Consider the following 18218-nt stretch of genomic DNA (forward strand, 5'->3'; position numbering starts at 1 on the left):
TTCCTACCGCCCAATGGGTGGCGAAGGCTGTTCTTTCGCCTCTTTTCCGCCCGGAAGTGGGTCTTGATCAGGTATAGGGCCGCCAGGAATCTCACTCGAAAGAGTGGCGGGGCGATGGCTGCGTCGACCACGTAGGCTCATGCACAACAGAGAAAATCCGGACCCGACCCAGGAGCTGATCGTGATCCCCGGTGGTGGCCAGCCCAACATGCAGCAGCTGCTCCAGCAGGCCCAGAAGATGCAGCAGGACCTGGCACGGGCCCAGGAGGAGCTGGCGGGCACGGAGGTCGAAGGACAGGCCGGCGGCGGCCTGGTACGGGCCACCGTGACCGGTTCCGGCGAGCTGCGCGCGCTGAAGATCGACCCGAAGGCGGTGGACCCGGAGGACACCGACACCCTCGCCGACCTGATCATCGCGGCGGTCCAGGCGGCCAACGAGAACGCCCAGACGCTCCAGCAGCAGAAGCTCGGCCCGCTGGCGCAGGGCCTGGGCGGCGGCAGCGGCATCCCCGGCCTGCCGTTCTGATGTTCGTCGCCCGCACGACACCCGCACTGTCTTCCTAGGACAGGCGGCAGCCAACTACCGTACGTACCGAAAGACTCCAGGAAGGGCAGTCCGTTGTACGAAGGCGTGGTCCAGGACCTCATCGACGAGCTGGGGCGGCTTCCCGGCGTCGGTCCGAAGAGCGCGCAGCGGATCGCCTTCCACATCCTGCAGGCGGAGCCGACGGACGTACGGCGTCTCGCACAGGCCCTCCTGGAGGTGAAGGCGAAGGTCCGCTTCTGCGCGACCTGCGGCAACGTGGCACAGGAGGAACTGTGCAACATCTGCCGCGACACCCGCCGCGACCCGACGGTGATCTGTGTGGTGGAGGAGCCGAAGGACGTCGTCGCGATCGAGCGCACGCGTGAGTTCCGCGGCCGGTACCACGTGCTCGGCGGCGCGATCAGCCCGATCGAGGGCGTCGGCCCCGACGACCTGCGGATAAGGGAGCTGCTGGCCCGCCTGGCCGACGGCACGGTGACCGAGCTGATCCTCGCCACGGACCCGAACCTGGAGGGCGAGGCGACCGCCACCTACCTCGCCCGCATGATCAAACCCATGGGCCTGAAGGTCACCCGCCTGGCCAGCGGCCTCCCGGTGGGCGGCGACCTGGAATACGCGGACGAGGTCACGCTCGGCCGCGCCTTCGAGGGGAGACGACTCCTAGATGTCTGACGCCACGCTGCACGCGACCGCGCAGAACCCCGACGACTTCGCGGTCCAGATCGCCGACCAGGTGGAGAGCTTCCTGGTGGCCGTGATGGAGGTGTCGAAGGGCGACGAGCCGGACTCGGCGGTCCCCTTCCTCCTCCTGGAGGTCTCCCAGCTGCTGCTGGCCGGCGGCCGTCTCGGCGCGCACGAGGACATCGTTCCCGACGAGCGCTACGAGCCGGACCTGGGCCCGGAGCCGGACGTCGACCTGCTCCGCGAGAACTTCGGACGCCTCCTCGAACCCGTCGACGTCTACTCCGAGGTCTTCGACCCGTACGAGCCCCGCAAGGCGCCCGTCCCGGCCCGGATCTCGGACGACCTGGCCGACATCATCACCGACCTCCGCCACGGCATGGCCCACTACCGCGCGGGCCGCACCACGGAGGCCCTGTGGTGGTGGCAGTTCTCCTACTTCTCCAACTGGGGCCCCACCGCCTCCGCCGTCCTGCGCGCCCTGCAGTCCGTCCTGATCCACGTCCGCCTCAACCAGCCCCTGGAGGAACTGGACGGCCTCGACACCGACCAGGCCACCATGGGCGACGAGACCCTGGAGTTCGAGGCGGGCCAGGTCATGCAGCAGGAGATCGGCGGCCCGCTGGGCGCGCGGTCCTCCTCCGCATAGGTCCCCGGCGCCGGGCAGCGCCGCCGTCAGGACAGCGTCCACACCCCCTTCACCATCGCCGTCACCCCGCCCGTCAGGGCCAGGACGAGGACCAGGCGGCGGGCGTGGTGCTCCGGCATGCGGCCGGCCACCGCCGTGCCCAAGGCCCCGCCGGCCGCCATCGCCGCGGCCACCGCCGCCCACTGCGCGCCGTTCAGCCCCGGCACCCCGTTCGCCGTCACCGAGAAGGCGTTGACGACCACGCCGTAGAACTGGGCGTTCGGGACGAACTCCCGTACCGTCCAGCCCGCGTTGAGGGCGTAGAGGGAGACCGGCGGGCCGCCGACGCCCGCCGCCGAGTTCATGAAGCCGCCCACCGCGCCGGCCGTCAGCGCGCCGCCCCGGCCGCCGAGGGCGGGGAGGCGGGCGCCGCGCATCACCAGGAGCACGGCCGCGGTGACCAGGGCGCCCATGGTCAGGAGGAGAGCCGGCGGGGGGAGCCGGCGGGTCAGCCAGGTGCCCGCCGGGACCGTGCAGGCGGCCGCCGCGCACAGCGGCACCATCGCGGCCGGGCGGACCCGGCGCCAGCCGCCCGCCAGGCCCACCACACTGATCGCGCCGGCCGCGCAGTTGGCGAGCGCGACGCCCTCGGCGGGCCCGAGGAGGAGGATCAGGGCCGGTACGGCGACCAGCGCGAACCCCATGCCGGTCAGCCACTGCACGCTCGCGCCCAGCAGCACGGTGCCGGAGAGCAGGATGAGAGCCGTCATGGTGCACCTGCCTACACCAGCGGTCCGGGCGGCGGCCCCGCCCGGTGCCGGAACGCGCGGACGACCCGGTTCCGGCTCCTGGGACCCCGTTCGAAAGGGCAAGAAGGGTCAAGGCGGGTCGATGTGAGGCAGGGCACTTTTCGCGTGCTCTGCTGTTCGCTGGGCAGGTTCCGGTCGCGAGCGGCGAGGTCCCGCGGTCTCACCATGCGGGAGCAGGCCGGTGGAATTCGGACGCTCGTTAAACTGAGCCGACACAACAAACCGAGCGAGGAGCGCACGTGGGCCTTGTCGTGCAGAAGTACGGAGGCTCCTCCGTTGCCGATGCCGAGGGCATCAAGCGCGTCGCCAAGCGAATCGTGGAAGCGAAGAAGAACGGCAACCAGGTGGTTGTCGTCGTTTCCGCGATGGGCGACACGACGGACGAGCTGATCGATCTCGCCGAGCAGGTATCCCCGATGCCTGCCGGGCGTGAGTTCGACATGCTGCTGACCGCCGGAGAGCGTATCTCCATGGCACTGCTGGCCATGGCGATCAAAAACCTGGGCCACGAGGCCCAGTCGTTCACCGGCAGCCAGGCAGGCGTCATCACCGACTCGGTCCACAACAAAGCCCGGATCATCGACGTCACGCCGGGGCGGATCAGGACGGCGCTGGACGAGGGCAACATCGCGATCGTGGCCGGGTTCCAGGGCGTCAGCGCGGACAAGAAGGACATCACCACGCTGGGGCGCGGCGGGTCCGACACGACCGCCGTGGCCCTCGCCGCCGCGCTGGACGCCGAGGTCTGCGAGATCTACACCGACGTCGACGGTGTGTTCACCGCCGACCCGCGCGTGGTGAAGAAGGCGCGGAAGATCGACTGGATCTCCTTCGAGGACATGCTGGAGCTCGCCGCCTCCGGTTCCAAGGTGCTCCTCCACCGCTGTGTGGAGTACGCCCGCCGCTACAACATCCCGATCCACGTCCGGTCCAGCTTCAGCGGACTGCAGGGCACGTGGGTCAGCAGCAAGCCGATTGGGGACAAGAAGGTGGAGCAGGCCATCATCTCCGGTGTCGCGCACGACACCTCCGAGGCCAAGGTCACGGTCGTCGGGGTGCCCGACAAGCCGGGCGAGGCCGCCGCCATCTTCCGGACCATCGCCGATGCCGAGATCAACATCGACATGGTCGTGCAGAACGTGTCCGCCGCCGCCACCGGCCTGACGGACATCTCCTTCACGCTCCCGAAGACCGAGGGCCGCAAGGCCATCGACGCGCTGGAGCGCAACCGGCCGGGCATCGGCTTCGACTCGCTGCGCTACGACGACCAGATCGGCAAGATCTCGCTGGTCGGCGCGGGTATGAAGACCAACCCGGGGGTCACCGCGTCGTTCTTCGAGGCGCTCAGCGACGCCGGGGTCAACATCGAGCTGATCTCGACCTCGGAGATCCGCATCTCGGTCGTCACCCGGGCCGACGACGTGCCGGAGGCCGTGCGCGCCGTGCACACCGCCTTCGGTCTCGACTCCGACACCGACGAGGCCGTGGTCTACGGAGGCACCGGCCGATGACCGGCAAGCCGGCGCTCGCGGTCGTGGGTGCGACCGGGGCCGTCGGCACGGTGATGCTCCAGATCCTGTCCCAGCGGGCCGACGTCTGGGGCGAGATCCGCCTGGTCGCCACCCCGCGCTCGGCCGGCCGCAAGCTGACCGTGCGCGGGGCCGAGGTCGAGGTCGTCGCGCTGTCGGAGGAGGCCTTCGACGGGATCGACGTCGCGATGTTCGACGTGCCCGACGAGGTGTCCGCGCGCTGGGCGCCCGTCGCCGCCGCCAAGGGTGTCGTCGTGGTGGACAACTCCGGCGCCTTCCGGATGGACCCGGAGGTGCCGCTGGTCGTCCCCGAGGTCAATCCGCACTGCGCCCGCAACCGGCCGCGCGGGATCATCGCCAACCCCAACTGCACCACCCTGTCGATGATCGTCGCCCTGGGCGCGCTGCACGCCGAGTTCGGGCTGCGCGAACTGGTGGTGTCGTCGTACCAGGCGGTGAGCGGGGCCGGGCGGGCCGGCGTGGAGACGCTGCGGGCCCAGCTGTCCATGGTCGCCGGTACCGAGCTGGGCACCAAGCCCGGTGACGTACGGCGCGCGGTCGGGGACCTGACCGGGCCGTTCCCGGAGCCGGTCGCGCTCAACGTCGTACCGTGGGCCGGGTCGCTGCGGGAGGACGGCTGGTCGTCGGAGGAGATGAAGGTGCGGGACGAGTCCCGTAAGATCCTCGGGCTGCCGAAGCTGCCGGTCGCGGTGACGTGCGTACGGGTCCCGGTGGTCACCACGCACTCCCTGACGGTGCACGCCCGCTTCCAGGGCGAGGTCACCGTCGACAAGGCCCGGGAGATCCTCGACACGGCTCCGGGCGTCGTCCTCTTCGACAACCCCGCCGCCGGGGAGTTCCCGACGCCCGCCGACGTGGTGGGCACCGACCCGACCTGGGTCGGCCGGGTGCGGCGGGCGCTCGACGACCCGACGGCGCTGGAACTCTTCGTGTGCGGGGACAACCTGCGTAAAGGGGCCGCGCTGAACACCGCGCAGATCGCCGAGCTGGTGGCGGCGGAACTGACCGGCCGTTCAGGTGTGGCGGATTCCGCGTGAACACCCGGTGACCACGGCAAACGGCATGGGAGGCGCCCTGGATGGGAGCGGGCCCACGGGTAGGATCCGCGTAAGAAATGTGTCACGAAGCATGGTCCAAACCACTTGAACCGAGGCCCGTCCGCGTTCGAAGATTTTCCTCCCCGTCCTCCGCAACCATGCGGGCGGCGGGGAGCGTCTTTGCGGTCGCCCACTTACCGGGCGCTTACGCAACCGGGCCTTGGGGGCGCGGGGACGCATGATCCTGGCGTGGGGACGCCGTGATCGGGGCGTGGGGACGCCCGTTCATAATGGGACATAAGGGAAGAGCGGGACGCATGGCGGCATTTGATACACCGTCGAGTGTGCTGCCGGACGCGCGCGGAACGGCACCGAACCCGCCGGCCGGCCCACCCGGCGGCCCCGGCATGCGCCCGTCCGGAACGCCCGACGCAAAAGTGATGCCCGGCACGTACAACCCCGCGGGGGGTAGCCGTGTCCAACTTGCGTGGCAGAGGTACTCGAGCTCAGTGCGCCCCGCGGCGCGACGGCCCTGCGGCCGCCCCGCGCCGGTCTGCGCCCCCGCATGCCCGGCACGCCCGGCGGCATGCCGGTGATCGCGCCCATGCCCGCAGCGCGGCCCACCCGCATACCCAGCCAGCGCGACGGCGCCGAGGAGGCGACGGCGGCGGCCGGTACCACCGTCGACCACCTCACCGAGACCTACCGGGCGCACTACCGCTCACTCCTCGGCCTCGCCGCGCTCCTCCTCGACGACACCGCCTCCTGCGAGGACGTCGTCCAGGAGGCGTTCATCCGCGTCCACTCCGCCCGCAAACGCGTCCGCGACCCGGAGAAGACCCTGGCCTACCTGCGTCAGACGGTCGTCAACCTCTCCCGCTCCGCGCTGCGCCGCCGCATCCTCGGCCTCAAGCTCCTCTCCAAGCCGATGCCGGACGCGGCCAGCGCCGAGGAGGGCGCCTACGACCAGCTGGAGCGGCGCGACCTGATCAAGGCGATGAAGGGCCTGCAGCGCCGCCAGCGCGAGGTCCTCGTCCTGCGCTACTTCGCCGACATGACCGAGGCCCAGGTCGCGGAGACGCTCGGCATCTCGCTGGGCTCGGTGAAGGCGTACGGCTCGCGCGGCATCGCGGCCCTGCGGGTGGCGATGGAGTCGGCGGCATGACGGACAGCCCCCAGGGAGGCGACTCGCATGATCGCCACGAGCCTTACGCCTGGCACGAGCCGACACCGGAACGGCACCACGAGCAAGAGCACACGCAATCGCACGCTGGGAACGGAACTGTGAACGACGGCCCCGACGACAAGGGCCCCGACGGCCTGGAGCAGGGCCCCGAAGGGCTCCGGAGCGGGCTCGGCCCCGGCTTCGGGGCCGGTGCCGACGGCCCCGAAGCCCTGGACGGGCTCGACACGGACGAGCTGGCGCTGCGCCGGCTCCTGCACTCGGCGGTCGACGACCTCGCCCCGCGCGACGGCAGTCTCGACCACCTGCGCCGCGCGGTGCCCGCCCGCCGGGCCCGCAAGCGGCAGGCCGCCGTGGGCATGGCGGCCGCCGCCCTGTTCATCGGCACCGCGGTCCCCGCCCTCGTGCACGTCTCCAACTCCGGCGGCACCGACCCCAACACCTCCATGGCCGGCCAGGCCTCCCAGGCGCAGGGCGGCGCCACCGGCGGCAAGAACCCCGACGGCGGCACCAGTACCTCGGGTGGCACCGGCGGCCAGGCCGCCGGCCAGAGCCCCGGCGGCACCAAGGGCGGCGGCAAGAGCGAGACCACCGGAGCCGTCTCCGGCACCAAGGTCGTCCCCACCGCCGGCGCCGCAAGCAGCGCCCCCGTCTGCACCTCGGCACAGCTCGGCACCCCGACCTCCACCGTCGGCGCGCCCGACTCGACGGGCGTCGTCTACGGCACCTTCCGCGTCGTCAACGTCTCGACGACGAGCTGTACCGTCGGCGGCCCCGGCAGCGTGGGCGTCCTCGCGCAGGGAGCGGCCGACGCCACCAAGATCGCCGCCGCCCGGCACGTCGCCGGCGACGCGGCGGCCGGGCTGCCCGACCCGACCACCGAGCTCACCGGTCTGGTCCTGGCGCCCGGTGCCGCCTACGAGGAGAAGTTCGGCTTCGTCCCCTCGGAGACCTGCCCGACCAGCGGCTCCAGTACCGGCGGCTCCACCGACACCGGCGGCACCGGCGGCTCCACCGCCTCCCCGAGCCCCACCGACGGCGCCACCAGCAGCGCGGGTACGACCACCTCCGGGTCGGACGGCACCACCACCCAGCTGCTCACCGAGGACGGCGGCACGGCCGACGGGAGCGTCGCGGTCTCGTACACCCCGCAGGCCGGGTCCCCGACCGGCTCGGCGACGGTGACCAACGCCTGCGCGGGGACGGTCTACTGGACCGGGGTGCTGGCGGCCGAGTGACCGGCGGGACCGGCGGCGGCCGTCGTCATACGGCGGTCGGCTGCTGGGCTTCCTCTTCCGGGTCCGGGACCAGGCCGAGTGCCGCGTCCCGGGCGAACTCCACCTCACGGCGCAGCAGCCGGAACCACATGAACACCACGAACCCCGCGAAGACGAACCACTCACCGGTGTAGCCGAGGTTCTGGAACGCCTTCAGGTCGAGCCCCGAGTTGTCCGGCGCGGTCGCCGGTACGGCCGTCATCCCCGAGTCGGCCTTCTCCAGGGTGATCCACGCGTCGTACACCGGGTACGGCACCAGGTTCACCAGTGAGGCCGCGCTGATCGCGGCCGTCTGCCCGGACGGCAGCCCGCCCTGGTTGCTGACGCCGTCGTCCCCCGGCGTCTCGGACGCCTGCAGCGCGCCGGTGACGGTGACCTCGCCGGCGGGCGGGGCCGGCACCTTGGCGGCGTCCGCCTTGCCGGGCAGCCAGCCGCGCACGACGGGCAGGGCCTTGCCGGAGTCGGTGCGCAGCAGGGTCAGGACGTAGAAGCCGTTCTTGCCGTCGACCTGGCGGTCGGGCACCAGCAGTTGCTTGTCGTACCGGCCGGTGACCGTGGCCCGCTTGCCGGAGGTCGACTGGTCGACGGGCAGCAGGTCGGCAAGTGGCCGGGCCGCCTCCGTCTTCGCCGTCTCGACCTGCTCGTCGGCGCTGCGATGCGCCTCGACCCGCGCCTCGAAGCGGCTCAGCTGCCACGACCCCATGAAGATGCAGAACGGGATGGCGAGCAGCACGAAGACGTTGATGCCCCACCAGCGGGGTGTCAGCAGAAAGCGGTACACGCCGTCCACGGTACGGGGCGGTTCATGACGGTTTACGGGCGGGGTGGGCGCGTGCAGGCGGGTGTGCGGGTCCGGACGCCCACCTGGAGGTTCGCAAAGTTATCCACAGGCCGTGGACTCCCGTCGACGCAATGTGGGCGGGGACGGGCAGTATGGGGCCATGACTGCGGCCATGAGTGAGAGCGACATGCCGGACTGGGAGAAGCGCTTCCGCGCCCCTCGGGTCTCCCTGCCGGACTGGGCGGAGGACGCCCCCGACCGTTCCCTGTTCGTGTCGAACGCGACGGGGACGTACGAGCTGTACGCCTGGGACCGCGCGAGCGGAGAGCAGCGCCAGGCGACGAACCGGCCGAACGGCACGACGGACGGGCTGCTCTCCCCGGACGGCGCGTGGATCTGGTGGTTCGACGACAAGGACGGCGACGAGTTCGGCGTCTGGCGCCGCCAGCCCTTCGGTGGCGGCGCGGACGAGGAGGCGACGCCGGGCCTGGAGCCGTCGTACCCCTCGGGCCTGGCGCTGGGCCGGGACGGCCGCACGGCGGTCGTGGGCCGCTCCACGGACGACGAGGGCACGACGATCTACCTGGTCAGAGCGGGTGAGGAGCCGCTGGAGATCTACCGGCACGCCGAATCCGCGGGCGTCGGCGACTTCTCCCACGACGGCTCGCTGATCGCGATCGAGCACACCGAGCACGGCGACGCCATGCACTCGGCGCTGCGGGTGGTCCGCCCCGACGGTTCGACGGTCGCCGCGCTGGACGACACCCGTGGCGGCACCGAGGAACTGGGCCTGGAGGTGCTGGGCTTCGCCCCCGTCGACGGCGACCCGCGGCTGCTCATCGGCCACCAGCGGCGGGGCCGCTGGGAGCCCCTGATCTGGGACGTCGTCTCCGGCACACAGACGGACCTGACCCTCGACCTGCCGGGCGACGTGAGCGCGGAGTGGTACCCGGACGGCGCTGCGCTGCTCATCGCGCACAGCCACAAGGCCCGCAGCGACCTGTTCCGCTACGACCTGGCCACGCGCGAGCTGACCCGCATCCCGACTCCGCCGGGCTCCGTCTCCGGGGCCACGGCGCGCCCCGACGGCACCGTCGAGTACCTCTGGTCGTCGGCCGCCGAGCCGCCGGTGGTCCGCTCCACGACCGGCGAGGTGGTCCTGGACCCGCCGGGCATGAAGTGCCCCCCTTCCGTCCCGGTCTCGGACGCGTGGGTGGAGGGCCCCGGCGGCGTCATCCACGCCCTGATCCAGAAGCCGGCCGGCGCCGTCGGCCCCCTCCCCACCGTCTTCGACCTGCACGGCGGCCCGACCTGGCACGACAGCGACAGCTTCGCGGCGGGGCCGGCGGCCTGGGTCGACCACGGGTACGCCGTGGTCCGCATCAACTACCGCGGCTCCACGGGGTACGGCCGGGCCTGGACGGACGCGCTGAAGCACCGGGTGGGCCTGATCGAGCTGGAGGACGTGGCGGCGGTGCGGGACTGGGCGGTCGAGTCCGGCCTCGCCGACCCCGAGCGTCTGGTCCTGACCGGCGGCTCCTGGGGCGGCTACCTCACGCTCCTCGGCCTGGGCACCCAGCCGGCGTCCTGGGCGGTGGGCATCGCGGTCGTCCCGGTCGCCGACTACGTCACGGCGTACCACGACGAGATGGAGTCCCTGAAGGCGATGGACCGCACGCTGCTGGGCGGCACGCCGGAAGAGGTCCCCGACCGCTTCGCCGCCTCCTCCCCGCTCACCTACGTCGACGACGTCAAGGCCCCCGTCTACATCTCGGCCGGCCTCAACGACCCCCGCTGCCCCATCCGCCAGATCGACAACTACGTCAGCCGCCTCGCGGCCCGCTCGGCCCCCCACGAGGTCTACCGCTACGACGCCGGCCACGGCTCCCTCGTGGTCGACGAACGCATCAAGCAACTCCGCCTGGAAATGGAATTCGCCGAACGCCACCTCACGCCTACGGCGACAGCGCCGACGGACTGACGGGAGCTTGCCCACCCACCCACCCGACTCGGCTTCTCGACAAGCGAGCCCCTCACCCGCGCGCCCCCGCCAAGGGGCACTGCCGAGCAGGCGGCACTGAAGCGCCCCGTCAGGGGCGCGGGGAACTGCGCCGGCAGCCACGACGGCGCGGCACCGGGCCGCGGCGCGGTGGGCCCGGTCAGGGCGCGGGGCCCTGTCGAGGACGCGGCACCCGAGTGCCCCGTCAGGGGCGCGGGGAACTGCGCGCTCTGCCCCCGTGCGGCCGCGCGTGCCGCCGTCACCGCAACCCACCCACCCCCGCCCCTCAACCGAGCGAGTCGGGTGGGTGGGTGGGCGAGGCACGGTGGCCGGAGAGCTCCGCCAGCCCCCGACGGGTGGCGACCACCACCACCCGGTCCCCACCCCGCAACACGTACTCCCCGTCCGCGACCCCCTGCCGCCCCTCAAGCGCCAGCACCCGCCACGCCCCCGCCCGAAACGCCCCCGCCACCGTCCGCCCCTCCAGCTGCGGATGCCCGCCCACCGCCACCACCGCCACCAGCAGCACCTTCCGCTCCACCGGGATCGCCCCGAGGATCTGCCGCCCCAGCATCGCCCCCGCGAAGGACGGCGCCGCCAGGTACGACACACTCCGGCTCCGGGTGACCGCGTGCGGATGCGCCGCCCGCAGCGTCCGGTACACGGCCGTCGCGAAGTCGTCGTCGTACAGCCGCAGCACCGCCGTCAGCTCGGGCCGCACGGACCGCGCGTACAGCACGGCCTCCAGATTCGTGGTGTCCGCGCTGGTCACCGCGAGCAGCGCCTGCGCCCGATGGATCTTGGCGGCCTCCAGGACCCCCTCCTGGGTGACGTCCCCGAGCACCACCGGCACCCGCAGCCGCCGCGCCACCGCCAGCCCGCGCGCCTCGGGATCGGCCTCGACGCACACCACCGGCACGTGCAGCTCCCGCAGCCGCGTCAGCACGCGCGTACCGATCTTCCCCAGCCCGAGGAGCACCACATGACCACCCAGCCCCCGAGGCGGCTTGCGCAGCGCGGACGCGGTGCGGAAGGTCCCGAGCGCCTCCAGCACCGCCGCCAGCAGCACCGGCAGCAGCAGCAACCCGACCAGCCCCGACAGGAGTTGCAGGACCTGCCTGCCGACCGGCGCCCCGATCGCGGGGTTGTCGATGGCGAACAGGTCGAGGAGCGTGTAGTAGAAGGCCCGGACCGGATGCATGTGCGTCACCACCGACAACGCGACCGCGAGCGCGACCACGCACCCCGCGCTCCCGAACAGCGACCACCTGAGCCGCCGCGAGAACAGCGAGGCGAGCGGGGGTACCACCCCGACCCCGCGCCCGGCGGGCTCGGCCGAGCCCGCCGACGACGACACCTGCTCCAGCACCATCACGCCGCGCTCGCCCGCGGCCCGTACCTGCGCGTCGTCCGGCAGCAGCCGCGGCCCCCGCTCCCGGCCGCCCTCGGCCGGTTCGGGCCCGGTGCCGTTCGGGGAGAGCAACGCCAGCGGGAACAGCCCCTGTTCGACGGCGTCCTGACCCGTCGCCGCACCCGGCGGCAGGTCCACCGCCCGCAGCACCAGACCGTCCGTGTGGATGACCTTGCCGCGCCCGGCGAGCGCGGTGGCGGCGAGCGCGGGCGCGGCGGTGTCGGCGTCGGACAGCACGATCGTGGAGGCGTCCCCCACCGCGCCGCTGCCGTCCGGGTCCCCGATGGCCAGGGCGGCCGCCTGGTCGAGGAGTTCCTCGATGTGCTGCCCCAACCGCCGGTTGTACAGCCGCAGCACGAGCCGCAGCCGCGGATTCAGCCGGCGGGCGGTGAGGGCGGCCCGGATGTTGGTCTCGTCGTCGTCGTACACGAGGGCGAGCGCGGCGGCCCGTTCCACCCCCGCCTCCGCGAGCACCGCCTCACCGGCCTCGACGGCCTCCAGCACCCGCTCCCCGCGCGGCCCCTCACCGCCACCGGAGACCGAGCCGGCACCGCCGGCGGCACCACCGCCACTGCCACCGCCGCCGTTCCCGCCGGTCCGTCCCACGGTCGCACTGACCACCCGGTCGAACAGCGCGGCCGAGGCGGCCCGGGCGCGTCCGACGACCGGCGGCCGGGCGATGCGCACGTCGGGTGGTACGACGAGGGTGACCTGTTCGCCGTAGACCGTGCGCAACTCGGCGGCCAGCCGGTGCGCGAGTCCGTCGTCCCCGCACACCACCATGGGCGCCTGGACCCCACCACCCTGATACGGAACGCTCGCCACGAGGGAAAAGACTGCCTCAACGCAACGCATGGTTCCAGCAACGAGGTGAACAGCCACCCCTGACCGCCCGTAGGGAAGGGGAGGGAGCACAATCGCTGGATCTGACCGAAGTGCCGGAGGTATCCGACCCGTGGCCATCACCGAGAAAGCCGCCCCGCCCGGCGCCGCGCCCGAGGGCGGGACGCCCGGCGCCGACGCCGGCGGCACCCCGCCCGGCCGGAAGGGCTGGCACCTCAACTCCCCGTTGGCCCTGACCCTGCTCCTCCTCCTGGTCGTCATGTTCCAGGGCCCGGTGCGCGGCGCGCTGTCGAAGCCGGTGATGCAGAGCTGGATGACGGTGTTCGTGGCGGTGGTCGTCCAGGCGCTCCCGTTCCTGGTCCTCGGCGTGCTGCTCTCCGCGGCGATCGCGGTCTTCGTCCCGCCCTCCTTCTTCGCCCGCGCCCTGCCCGGCCACCCGGCCCTCGCGGTACCCGTCGCCGGGCTGGCCGGTGTCGTGCTCCCGGGCTGCGAGTGCGCGTCGGTGCCGGTGGCCGGCGCCCTGGTCCGCCGGGGCGTCACCCCGGCCGCGGCCATCGCCTTCCTGCTCTCCGCGCCCGCGATCAACCCGATCGTGCTGACGGCCACGGCGGTCGCGTTCCCGCGCAACCCCGAGATGGTGGTGGGCCGGTTCGCCGGCAGCCTGCTGGTGGCGTGTGCGATGGGCTGGCTGTGGCAGCGGCTCGGCCGCACCGACTGGCTGCGCCTGCCGGCCCACGCGCACCACGAGGGCGAGACCAAGGGCGAGGCGTTCTGGTCCTCGGTCCGCCACGACACCATGCAGGCGGGCGGCTTCCTCGTCCTCGGCGCGATGGCGGCGGCGACGCTGAAGGCGGTGGCCCCGGCGGAGTGGCTGCGCACGGCGGCCGCCAACCCGGTGGTCGCGATCCTCGCCCTGTCGGTGCTGGCCGTACTCCTGTCCATCTGCTCCGAGGCGGACGCGTTCGTGGCGGCCTCCCTCACCCAGTTCTCGCTCACCGCGAAGCTGGCCTTCCTGATCGTGGGCCCGATGATCGACCTCAAGCTCTTCGCGATGCAGGCCGGCACCTTCGGCCGCGGCTTCGCCCTGCGCTTCGCCCCTGCCACCTTCGCGGCGGCGATCGCGGGCGCGGTCCTGACCGGGGCGGTGCTGCTTTGAACCGGCAGGCGCAGGCGGCGGTGATGTTCCTGGTCGGCGCGGCCCTGCTGCATGCGGGCACGACCGGCCTCTATCTCCGGTACGTCAAGGCGGGGCTGCAGCCGTTGCTGCTGGCGGCGGGCGCGGTCCTGATCGTCTCGGCGCTGGCGACGGCGTGGTACGAGTGGCGGCGCGCCCGCAGCCACAAGGAAGCCGCGCGGGAGGCCGTACCCGAAGCCGTACGGGAAGCCGTACCGGAGACCGGGCCCGAGGGGCACGTCCACCGCGAACCCCGCATCTCCTGGCTGCTGGTCCTTCCGCTCCTCGCCCTGATCCTCATCGCGCCGCCCGCGCTCGGCTCGTACAGCGCGATGCGCACCGGTACGGCCCTGCAACACCCCTACGGCTACAACACGTTGCCCAAGTCCGACCCGATACCGCTGAACCTGGTCGACTACGCGGGCCGCGCCGTCTACGACCACGGGCGTTCGCTGGCGGGCCACCAGGTCCGGATCGCCGGCTTCGTGGCCGTCGACTCGGCCGGCACCCCGTACCTCGTCCGGATGGCGCTGAACTGCTGCGCGGCGGACGCCCAGCCGGTGAAGGTGGCCCTGACCGGGAAGATCCCGCCGGTGCTCCGGCCGGACGGCTGGCTCCAGGTGACGGGCACGTACACCGCCCGCGAGACCCGCGACCCGGTGAACAACGGCCCGATCCCGTACCTCCGGGTCACCGAGGCCAAGCCGATCCCGACCCCGGCGGACCCGTACGACGAGACCTGGAACAACTGACGGGCCCGGCCGCGGAGCCGTGGCCGGGGAGCGGGGTCACGGGCTGTGGTCACGTCCGTCCCCCGTGATGTCACCGGTGAGCACGATCTGATCGGCGGTGACGACGTCCGGTTCGGCACTGCCTCCAGGACGGGCAGGACGCCGTGAACGTCGGACAGGACGGCTACGCGGTTCAGCATGGTGACCACTGTGAGGTGAAGGCAGCCGCGCGGTGTGGCCTTTCGCCGACTGGAGGGTGTGAGCCACCGCCGGGGAGCGTAGTCCCAGCGTTCTCACGGCCAGATGCGCTCGATACGGTCGTGCCGCACGGCGTACGCCGCTGGGCCGCCCTTCTCGACGGCCCGGTGGATCGCGTCGACGCATGTGACGAGCCGTTCGACCATCCGTCCTTCGAGAGCGGGACCCAGGATCGGTCGAGACCGTGGGGGATCCACTCCTCGTCGGGAACGTCCTGCGCGTCGTACGGGAAGACGTCTCCGATCCGGAGCACTGTTCACCCGCAGGCCCTCAGGCCCTCGGCGACCGAGATTCCGGTCGGGTGGGCGGGTGGTTCTTTCCCCCGGTTCTTTGGGGAGGTCAGCGGCCTGCCGGACCCTCGTGGACAAGGATCCGGCGGACCGGGGAGGCGGGTCGTGACCGGGTCCTGGCCGACTCAGGGGCGGTGCTGCCTGTCTGCCGCCAACTCGCCTATGAACGCGGCCCAGGCGGTGGCTTCGAAGCAGAGTGCCGGGCCGTGGGGGACCTTGCTGTCACGGACGGGGACGGCGCCGGGGAACCCGTCGGCCACCTCCACGCAGTCGCCCCCCTCCTGATTGCTGTAGCTGCTCCTGCGCCAGGCGACGCCGTTCAGATCGGGACGGGACCTTCGCTCCACGGTGACTGTCCTCCATCACGTCTCGGATCATGTCGAGTGACATGAGCGGGGGCAGGGCTGCCGCCCGTAGCCGATCGTAGGTCAGCGCGAAACTCCTGACCTCGTCCGGATCCTCGACGAGTTGGCCGTAGTGAGCGCCCTCCGTATAGGCGGCTTCCGCATCGTCCGGCAGCGTCAGGAGCGTGAGCGAGCCGCCCATGACGTCGTGCTCCCCCTGGTCGAACGGCAGCACCTGCACGGTGAGATGAGGCTCCGCCGTGGCAGCGAGCAGGCGCTCCAACTGCTCCCGCATGACCGCCGGGCCGCCGACCGGACGCCTCAGCACCGCCTCGTCGAGGACCACCCACAACTGCGGACGGTCGGCCCCGCCGAGCCGTTCCTGACGGCTCATGCGGGCGGTGACGCGTTCCTCCAACTGCTCCTCGCCGTCGAGTGTGCGACCGACGCTGAGCACCGCCCGCGCGTACGCCTCGGTCTGCAACAGGCCCGGTACCACGTGCGCCGCGTACTGCCGGATGACCAGCGCCCGCTCCGAGTACGCCATGAACTTCCGTGACCAGTCCGGGAAGGCCTCCCGGTGCACGTACGGCCACAACTCCGCCAGCAGGTCGTCGGTGCCTAGGACCGCGTCCAGCGCCCGCGCCAGTTCGAGCGTCGGCTTCGCTCCGGAGGCCCGCTCGATCTGGGTGATCCGGGTGCTCACCACGTGCACGGCGGCGCCCAGTTGGGCCTGGGTCAGTCCGGCGGCGACGCGGAGCCGCCGTACCCGTGCGCCGAACAGCGCGGCCATCGACGTACCGGGGTCGATTCCGTTGGCCAAGGCGTCACTTCCGTCCCTTACGAACCGAGAAGTAAGGCTGTGTCACCTTCCGAGCCTAGGGCGCCCGGACGACTCTTGAGTACGGAACGTAACGACTCGTATGCAGGTGAGGGTGGGCGGGCTGTGCTGACAGAAGTGGTCACGTCGGGGAAGGAGCCCTGGTGGTGGAGTGGGCAGTTCGCGTCCTCGGCCCAGGGGGCGCGGCACGCTCGGCACCATGCCGTGCGGTGCATGGAGGAGTGGGGGTTTCCCGCCGAGTCCGACGCGTCGTGCGCGGTCGCTCTCGTCGTCGCCGAACTCGCCGCGAACGCGGTGCGGCACGCCCGGGTGCCGGGGCACACCTTCGGTCTGCGGCTCGTCCGCGACATCGCCGCGGGTCTGGTCCGGGTAGAAGTCGCGGACGCCGCGGCCGCGAGAAGGCCCCCTGCCGCCGTGCCCCGGGCCTTTCCCGACGGCGAGTCGGGGCGCGGGCTGCTCCTGGTGGACGCCCTGGCCCTGCGGTGGGGCTGGATGCCTCGTCGGCCCGTGGGCAAGACGGTGTGGGCGGAGGTGTCCGTCGTCTCGCCGTGACCGGGGTGGCCGGGGTGACCGCCGGGCCCGGTCACGCTCGTCCGACCGTGTCCTGGTCCTCCACCGTGGCCCCCCGCGTCGGGAGCAGGGCCGGGGGGTCGGCCGGGGCGGGCTCCGGCGACGGGGACCGTCGGGTCAGGCGGCGGGCCACCGGTTCGGTGTAGCGGGCGGTGAGGGGGCCGAGGATGACGAGGATCAGGACGTAGGCCGTGGCCAGGGGGCCCAGGGAGGGTTCGATGCCGGCGGTGACGGCGAGGCCGGCGATGACGATGGAGAACTCGCCGCGGGCGACCAGCGTGCCGCCGGCCCGCCAGCGGCCCCTGGCCGAGATCCCGGCGCGCTTCGCGGCCCAGTAACCGGTGGCGATCTTCGTCACCGTGGTGACGAACGCCAGGGCGAGCGCGGGCAGCAGCACCGGCGGGATGCTCGACGGGTCGGTGTGCAGGCCGAAGAAGACGAAGAAGACGGCGGCGAACAGGTCGCGGAGGGGAGCCAGGAGGTGGTGGGCGCCCTCGGCCACCTCGCCGGAGAGGGCGATGCCGACCAGGAAGGCGCCCACCGCGGCGGAGACCTGCAGCTTCTGCGCGATGCCCGCGACCAGCAGGGTCAGGCCGAGGACCACCAGGAGCAGCTTCTCCGAGTCGTCGCTGGAGACGAGACGGGAGATGTGCCTGCCGTAGCGGACGGCGATCAGCAGGACCAGTCCGGCGACCCCGAGCGCGACCGCCAGCGTGAGGCTGCCCGCCGCGAGGCCCACGCCGGCCAGCAGCGCGGTGATGATCGGCAGGTAGACGGCCATGGAGAGGTCCTCCAGGACCAGGATGCTCAGGATCACCGGCGTCTCCCGGTTGCCGAGCCGTCCCAGGTCACCGAGCACCTTCGCGATCACCCCGGACGAGGAGATCCAGGTGACACCGGCCAGCACCACGGCCGCCACCGGGCCCCAGCCGAGCAGCAGGGCCATCGCGGCGCCGGGCAGTGCGTTCAGCGCGGCGTCCACCAGACCCGCCGGGTACTGGGTCTTGAGGTTGGAGACGAGATCGCTGGCGGTGTACTCCAGGCCGAGCATGAGGAGCAGGAGGACGACGCCGATCTCGGCGCCGATCGCGACGAACTCCTCGCTGGTGCCGAGCGGGTAGAGCCCGCCCTCGCCGAAGGCGAGCCCGGCCAGCAGGTAGAGGGGGATGGGCGAGAAGCGGAGGCGCCCGGCGAGCCGGCCCAGCAGGCCGAGGCCGAGGATGATCGCACCGAACTCGATCAGGAACACGGAGGAGTCGTGCAC

17 protein-coding genes are annotated in these 18218 nt (G+C 72.4%); 11 read left to right on the top strand and 6 right to left on the bottom strand.

Features of this window, described 5'->3' with window-relative positions:
- Positions 1 to 181: 181 nt before the first annotated feature.
- The 3 genes from ACFY0K_RS33150 to ACFY0K_RS33160 all read left to right on the top strand — a co-directional run bounded on the left by ACFY0K_RS33150 (position 182) and on the right by ACFY0K_RS33160 (position 1877).
- Positions 182 to 526 carry a YbaB/EbfC family nucleoid-associated protein gene (locus ACFY0K_RS33150; protein ID WP_351956900.1) on the top strand — a complete coding sequence of 115 codons (345 nt, stop codon included), beginning with the start codon at positions 182 to 184 and terminating at the stop codon, positions 524 to 526.
- A gap of 93 nt (positions 527 to 619) precedes the next feature.
- Positions 620 to 1219 (top strand): recombination mediator RecR, encoded by a 600-nt coding sequence (gene recR / locus ACFY0K_RS33155; protein WP_093500254.1) that lies wholly within the window; start codon positions 620 to 622, stop codon positions 1217 to 1219.
- Complete coding sequence (locus tag ACFY0K_RS33160; protein WP_390642917.1) at positions 1212 to 1877, top strand: DUF5063 domain-containing protein; 666 nt, start codon at positions 1212 to 1214, stop codon at positions 1875 to 1877. The genes recR and ACFY0K_RS33160 overlap by 8 nt, the downstream gene beginning before the upstream one ends.
- Before the next feature lie 26 nt (positions 1878 to 1903).
- On the opposite strand, the gene ACFY0K_RS33165 is transcribed toward ACFY0K_RS33160, so the two are convergent.
- Positions 1904 to 2626: a TSUP family transporter gene (locus tag ACFY0K_RS33165; protein WP_390642918.1), complete on the bottom strand. Its 723-nt coding sequence runs from the start codon at positions 2624 to 2626 to the stop codon at positions 1904 to 1906.
- 278 nt (positions 2627 to 2904) lie between these two features.
- Between ACFY0K_RS33165 and ACFY0K_RS33170 the strand changes: the two genes are divergently transcribed.
- The 4 genes from ACFY0K_RS33170 to ACFY0K_RS33185 all read left to right on the top strand — a co-directional run bounded on the left by ACFY0K_RS33170 (position 2905) and on the right by ACFY0K_RS33185 (position 7673).
- Positions 2905 to 4176, top strand: a complete 1272-nt coding sequence (locus ACFY0K_RS33170) for an aspartate kinase (protein ID WP_351713530.1) — start codon at positions 2905 to 2907, stop codon at positions 4174 to 4176.
- Complete coding sequence (locus ACFY0K_RS33175) at positions 4173 to 5252, top strand: aspartate-semialdehyde dehydrogenase (protein ID WP_390642919.1); 1080 nt, start codon at positions 4173 to 4175, stop codon at positions 5250 to 5252. Before ACFY0K_RS33170 ends, ACFY0K_RS33175 begins: the two co-directional genes overlap by 4 nt.
- A gap of 487 nt (positions 5253 to 5739) precedes the next feature.
- Positions 5740 to 6417: a SigE family RNA polymerase sigma factor gene (locus ACFY0K_RS33180; protein ID WP_351956479.1), complete on the top strand. Its 678-nt coding sequence runs from the start codon at positions 5740 to 5742 to the stop codon at positions 6415 to 6417.
- Positions 6418 to 6536: 119 nt separating this feature from the next.
- Positions 6537 to 7673 (top strand): hypothetical protein, encoded by a 1137-nt coding sequence (locus ACFY0K_RS33185; RefSeq protein WP_390642920.1) that lies wholly within the window; start codon positions 6537 to 6539, stop codon positions 7671 to 7673.
- A 25-nt stretch (positions 7674 to 7698) separates the two neighbouring features.
- Here the strand turns inward: ACFY0K_RS33185 and ACFY0K_RS33190 are convergent, their stop codons facing one another.
- Entirely contained in the window at positions 7699 to 8493 is a 795-nt protein-coding gene (locus ACFY0K_RS33190; RefSeq protein ID WP_390642921.1) for an SURF1 family protein, read from the bottom strand.
- 172 nt (positions 8494 to 8665) lie between these two features.
- On the opposite strand from ACFY0K_RS33190, the gene ACFY0K_RS33195 reads away from it, so the two are divergent.
- Entirely contained in the window at positions 8666 to 10474 is a 1809-nt protein-coding gene (locus tag ACFY0K_RS33195) for a S9 family peptidase (protein ID WP_390642922.1), read from the top strand.
- Positions 10475 to 10778: 304 nt separating this feature from the next.
- On the opposite strand, the gene ACFY0K_RS33200 is transcribed toward ACFY0K_RS33195, so the two are convergent.
- Entirely contained in the window at positions 10779 to 12686 is a 1908-nt protein-coding gene (locus ACFY0K_RS33200) for an NAD-binding protein (protein WP_390643064.1), read from the bottom strand.
- Between the two features lie 172 nt (positions 12687 to 12858).
- Between ACFY0K_RS33200 and ACFY0K_RS33205 the strand changes: the two genes are divergently transcribed.
- Positions 12859 to 13902 carry a permease gene (locus tag ACFY0K_RS33205; RefSeq protein ID WP_351956475.1) on the top strand — a complete coding sequence of 348 codons (1044 nt, stop codon included), beginning with the start codon at positions 12859 to 12861 and terminating at the stop codon, positions 13900 to 13902.
- A complete protein-coding gene (locus ACFY0K_RS33210) occupies positions 13899 to 14672 on the top strand; it encodes a TIGR03943 family putative permease subunit (protein ID WP_390642923.1) in 774 nt (257 codons plus the stop codon). The genes ACFY0K_RS33205 and ACFY0K_RS33210 overlap by 4 nt, the downstream gene beginning before the upstream one ends.
- A gap of 652 nt (positions 14673 to 15324) precedes the next feature.
- Here ACFY0K_RS33210 and ACFY0K_RS33215 read toward each other — a convergent pair.
- Positions 15325 to 15465, bottom strand: a complete 141-nt coding sequence (locus ACFY0K_RS33215; protein WP_390642924.1) for a DUF397 domain-containing protein — start codon at positions 15463 to 15465, stop codon at positions 15325 to 15327.
- On the bottom strand, positions 15422 to 16336 hold the full coding sequence (locus ACFY0K_RS33220) for a Scr1 family TA system antitoxin-like transcriptional regulator (RefSeq protein ID WP_390643065.1): 915 nt from the start codon (positions 16334 to 16336) through the stop codon (positions 15422 to 15424). The genes ACFY0K_RS33215 and ACFY0K_RS33220 overlap by 44 nt, the downstream gene beginning before the upstream one ends.
- A 153-nt stretch (positions 16337 to 16489) precedes the next feature.
- Between ACFY0K_RS33220 and ACFY0K_RS33225 the strand changes: the two genes are divergently transcribed.
- Positions 16490 to 16936 (top strand): ATP-binding protein, encoded by a 447-nt coding sequence (locus ACFY0K_RS33225; RefSeq protein ID WP_390642925.1) that lies wholly within the window; start codon positions 16490 to 16492, stop codon positions 16934 to 16936.
- A 31-nt stretch (positions 16937 to 16967) separates the two neighbouring features.
- Here ACFY0K_RS33225 and ACFY0K_RS33230 read toward each other — a convergent pair whose 3' ends face one another.
- Positions 16968 to 18218: a cation:proton antiporter gene (locus ACFY0K_RS33230; RefSeq protein WP_390642926.1), complete on the bottom strand. Its 1251-nt coding sequence runs from the start codon at positions 18216 to 18218 to the stop codon at positions 16968 to 16970.

This window comes from Streptomyces sp. NPDC001507, assembly GCF_042894765.1.
Lineage (GTDB): Bacteria > Actinomycetota > Actinomycetes > Streptomycetales > Streptomycetaceae > Streptomyces.

Coding starts and splice junctions, on each gene's coding strand:
- ACFY0K_RS33220 (WP_390643065.1), bottom strand. CDS start 16,336: ATGGCCGCGCTGTTCGGCGCACGGGTACGGCGGCTCCGCGTCGCCGCC.
- ACFY0K_RS33165 (WP_390642918.1), bottom strand. CDS start 2,626: ATGACGGCTCTCATCCTGCTCTCCGGCACCGTGCTGCTGGGCGCGAGC.
- ACFY0K_RS33200 (WP_390643064.1), bottom strand. CDS start 12,686: ATGGTGGTGTGCGGGGACGACGGACTCGCGCACCGGCTGGCCGCCGAG.
- ACFY0K_RS33195 (WP_390642922.1), top strand. CDS start 8,666: ATGAGTGAGAGCGACATGCCGGACTGGGAGAAGCGCTTCCGCGCCCCT.
- ACFY0K_RS33160 (WP_390642917.1), top strand. CDS start 1,212: ATGTCTGACGCCACGCTGCACGCGACCGCGCAGAACCCCGACGACTTC.
- ACFY0K_RS33175 (WP_390642919.1), top strand. CDS start 4,173: ATGACCGGCAAGCCGGCGCTCGCGGTCGTGGGTGCGACCGGGGCCGTC.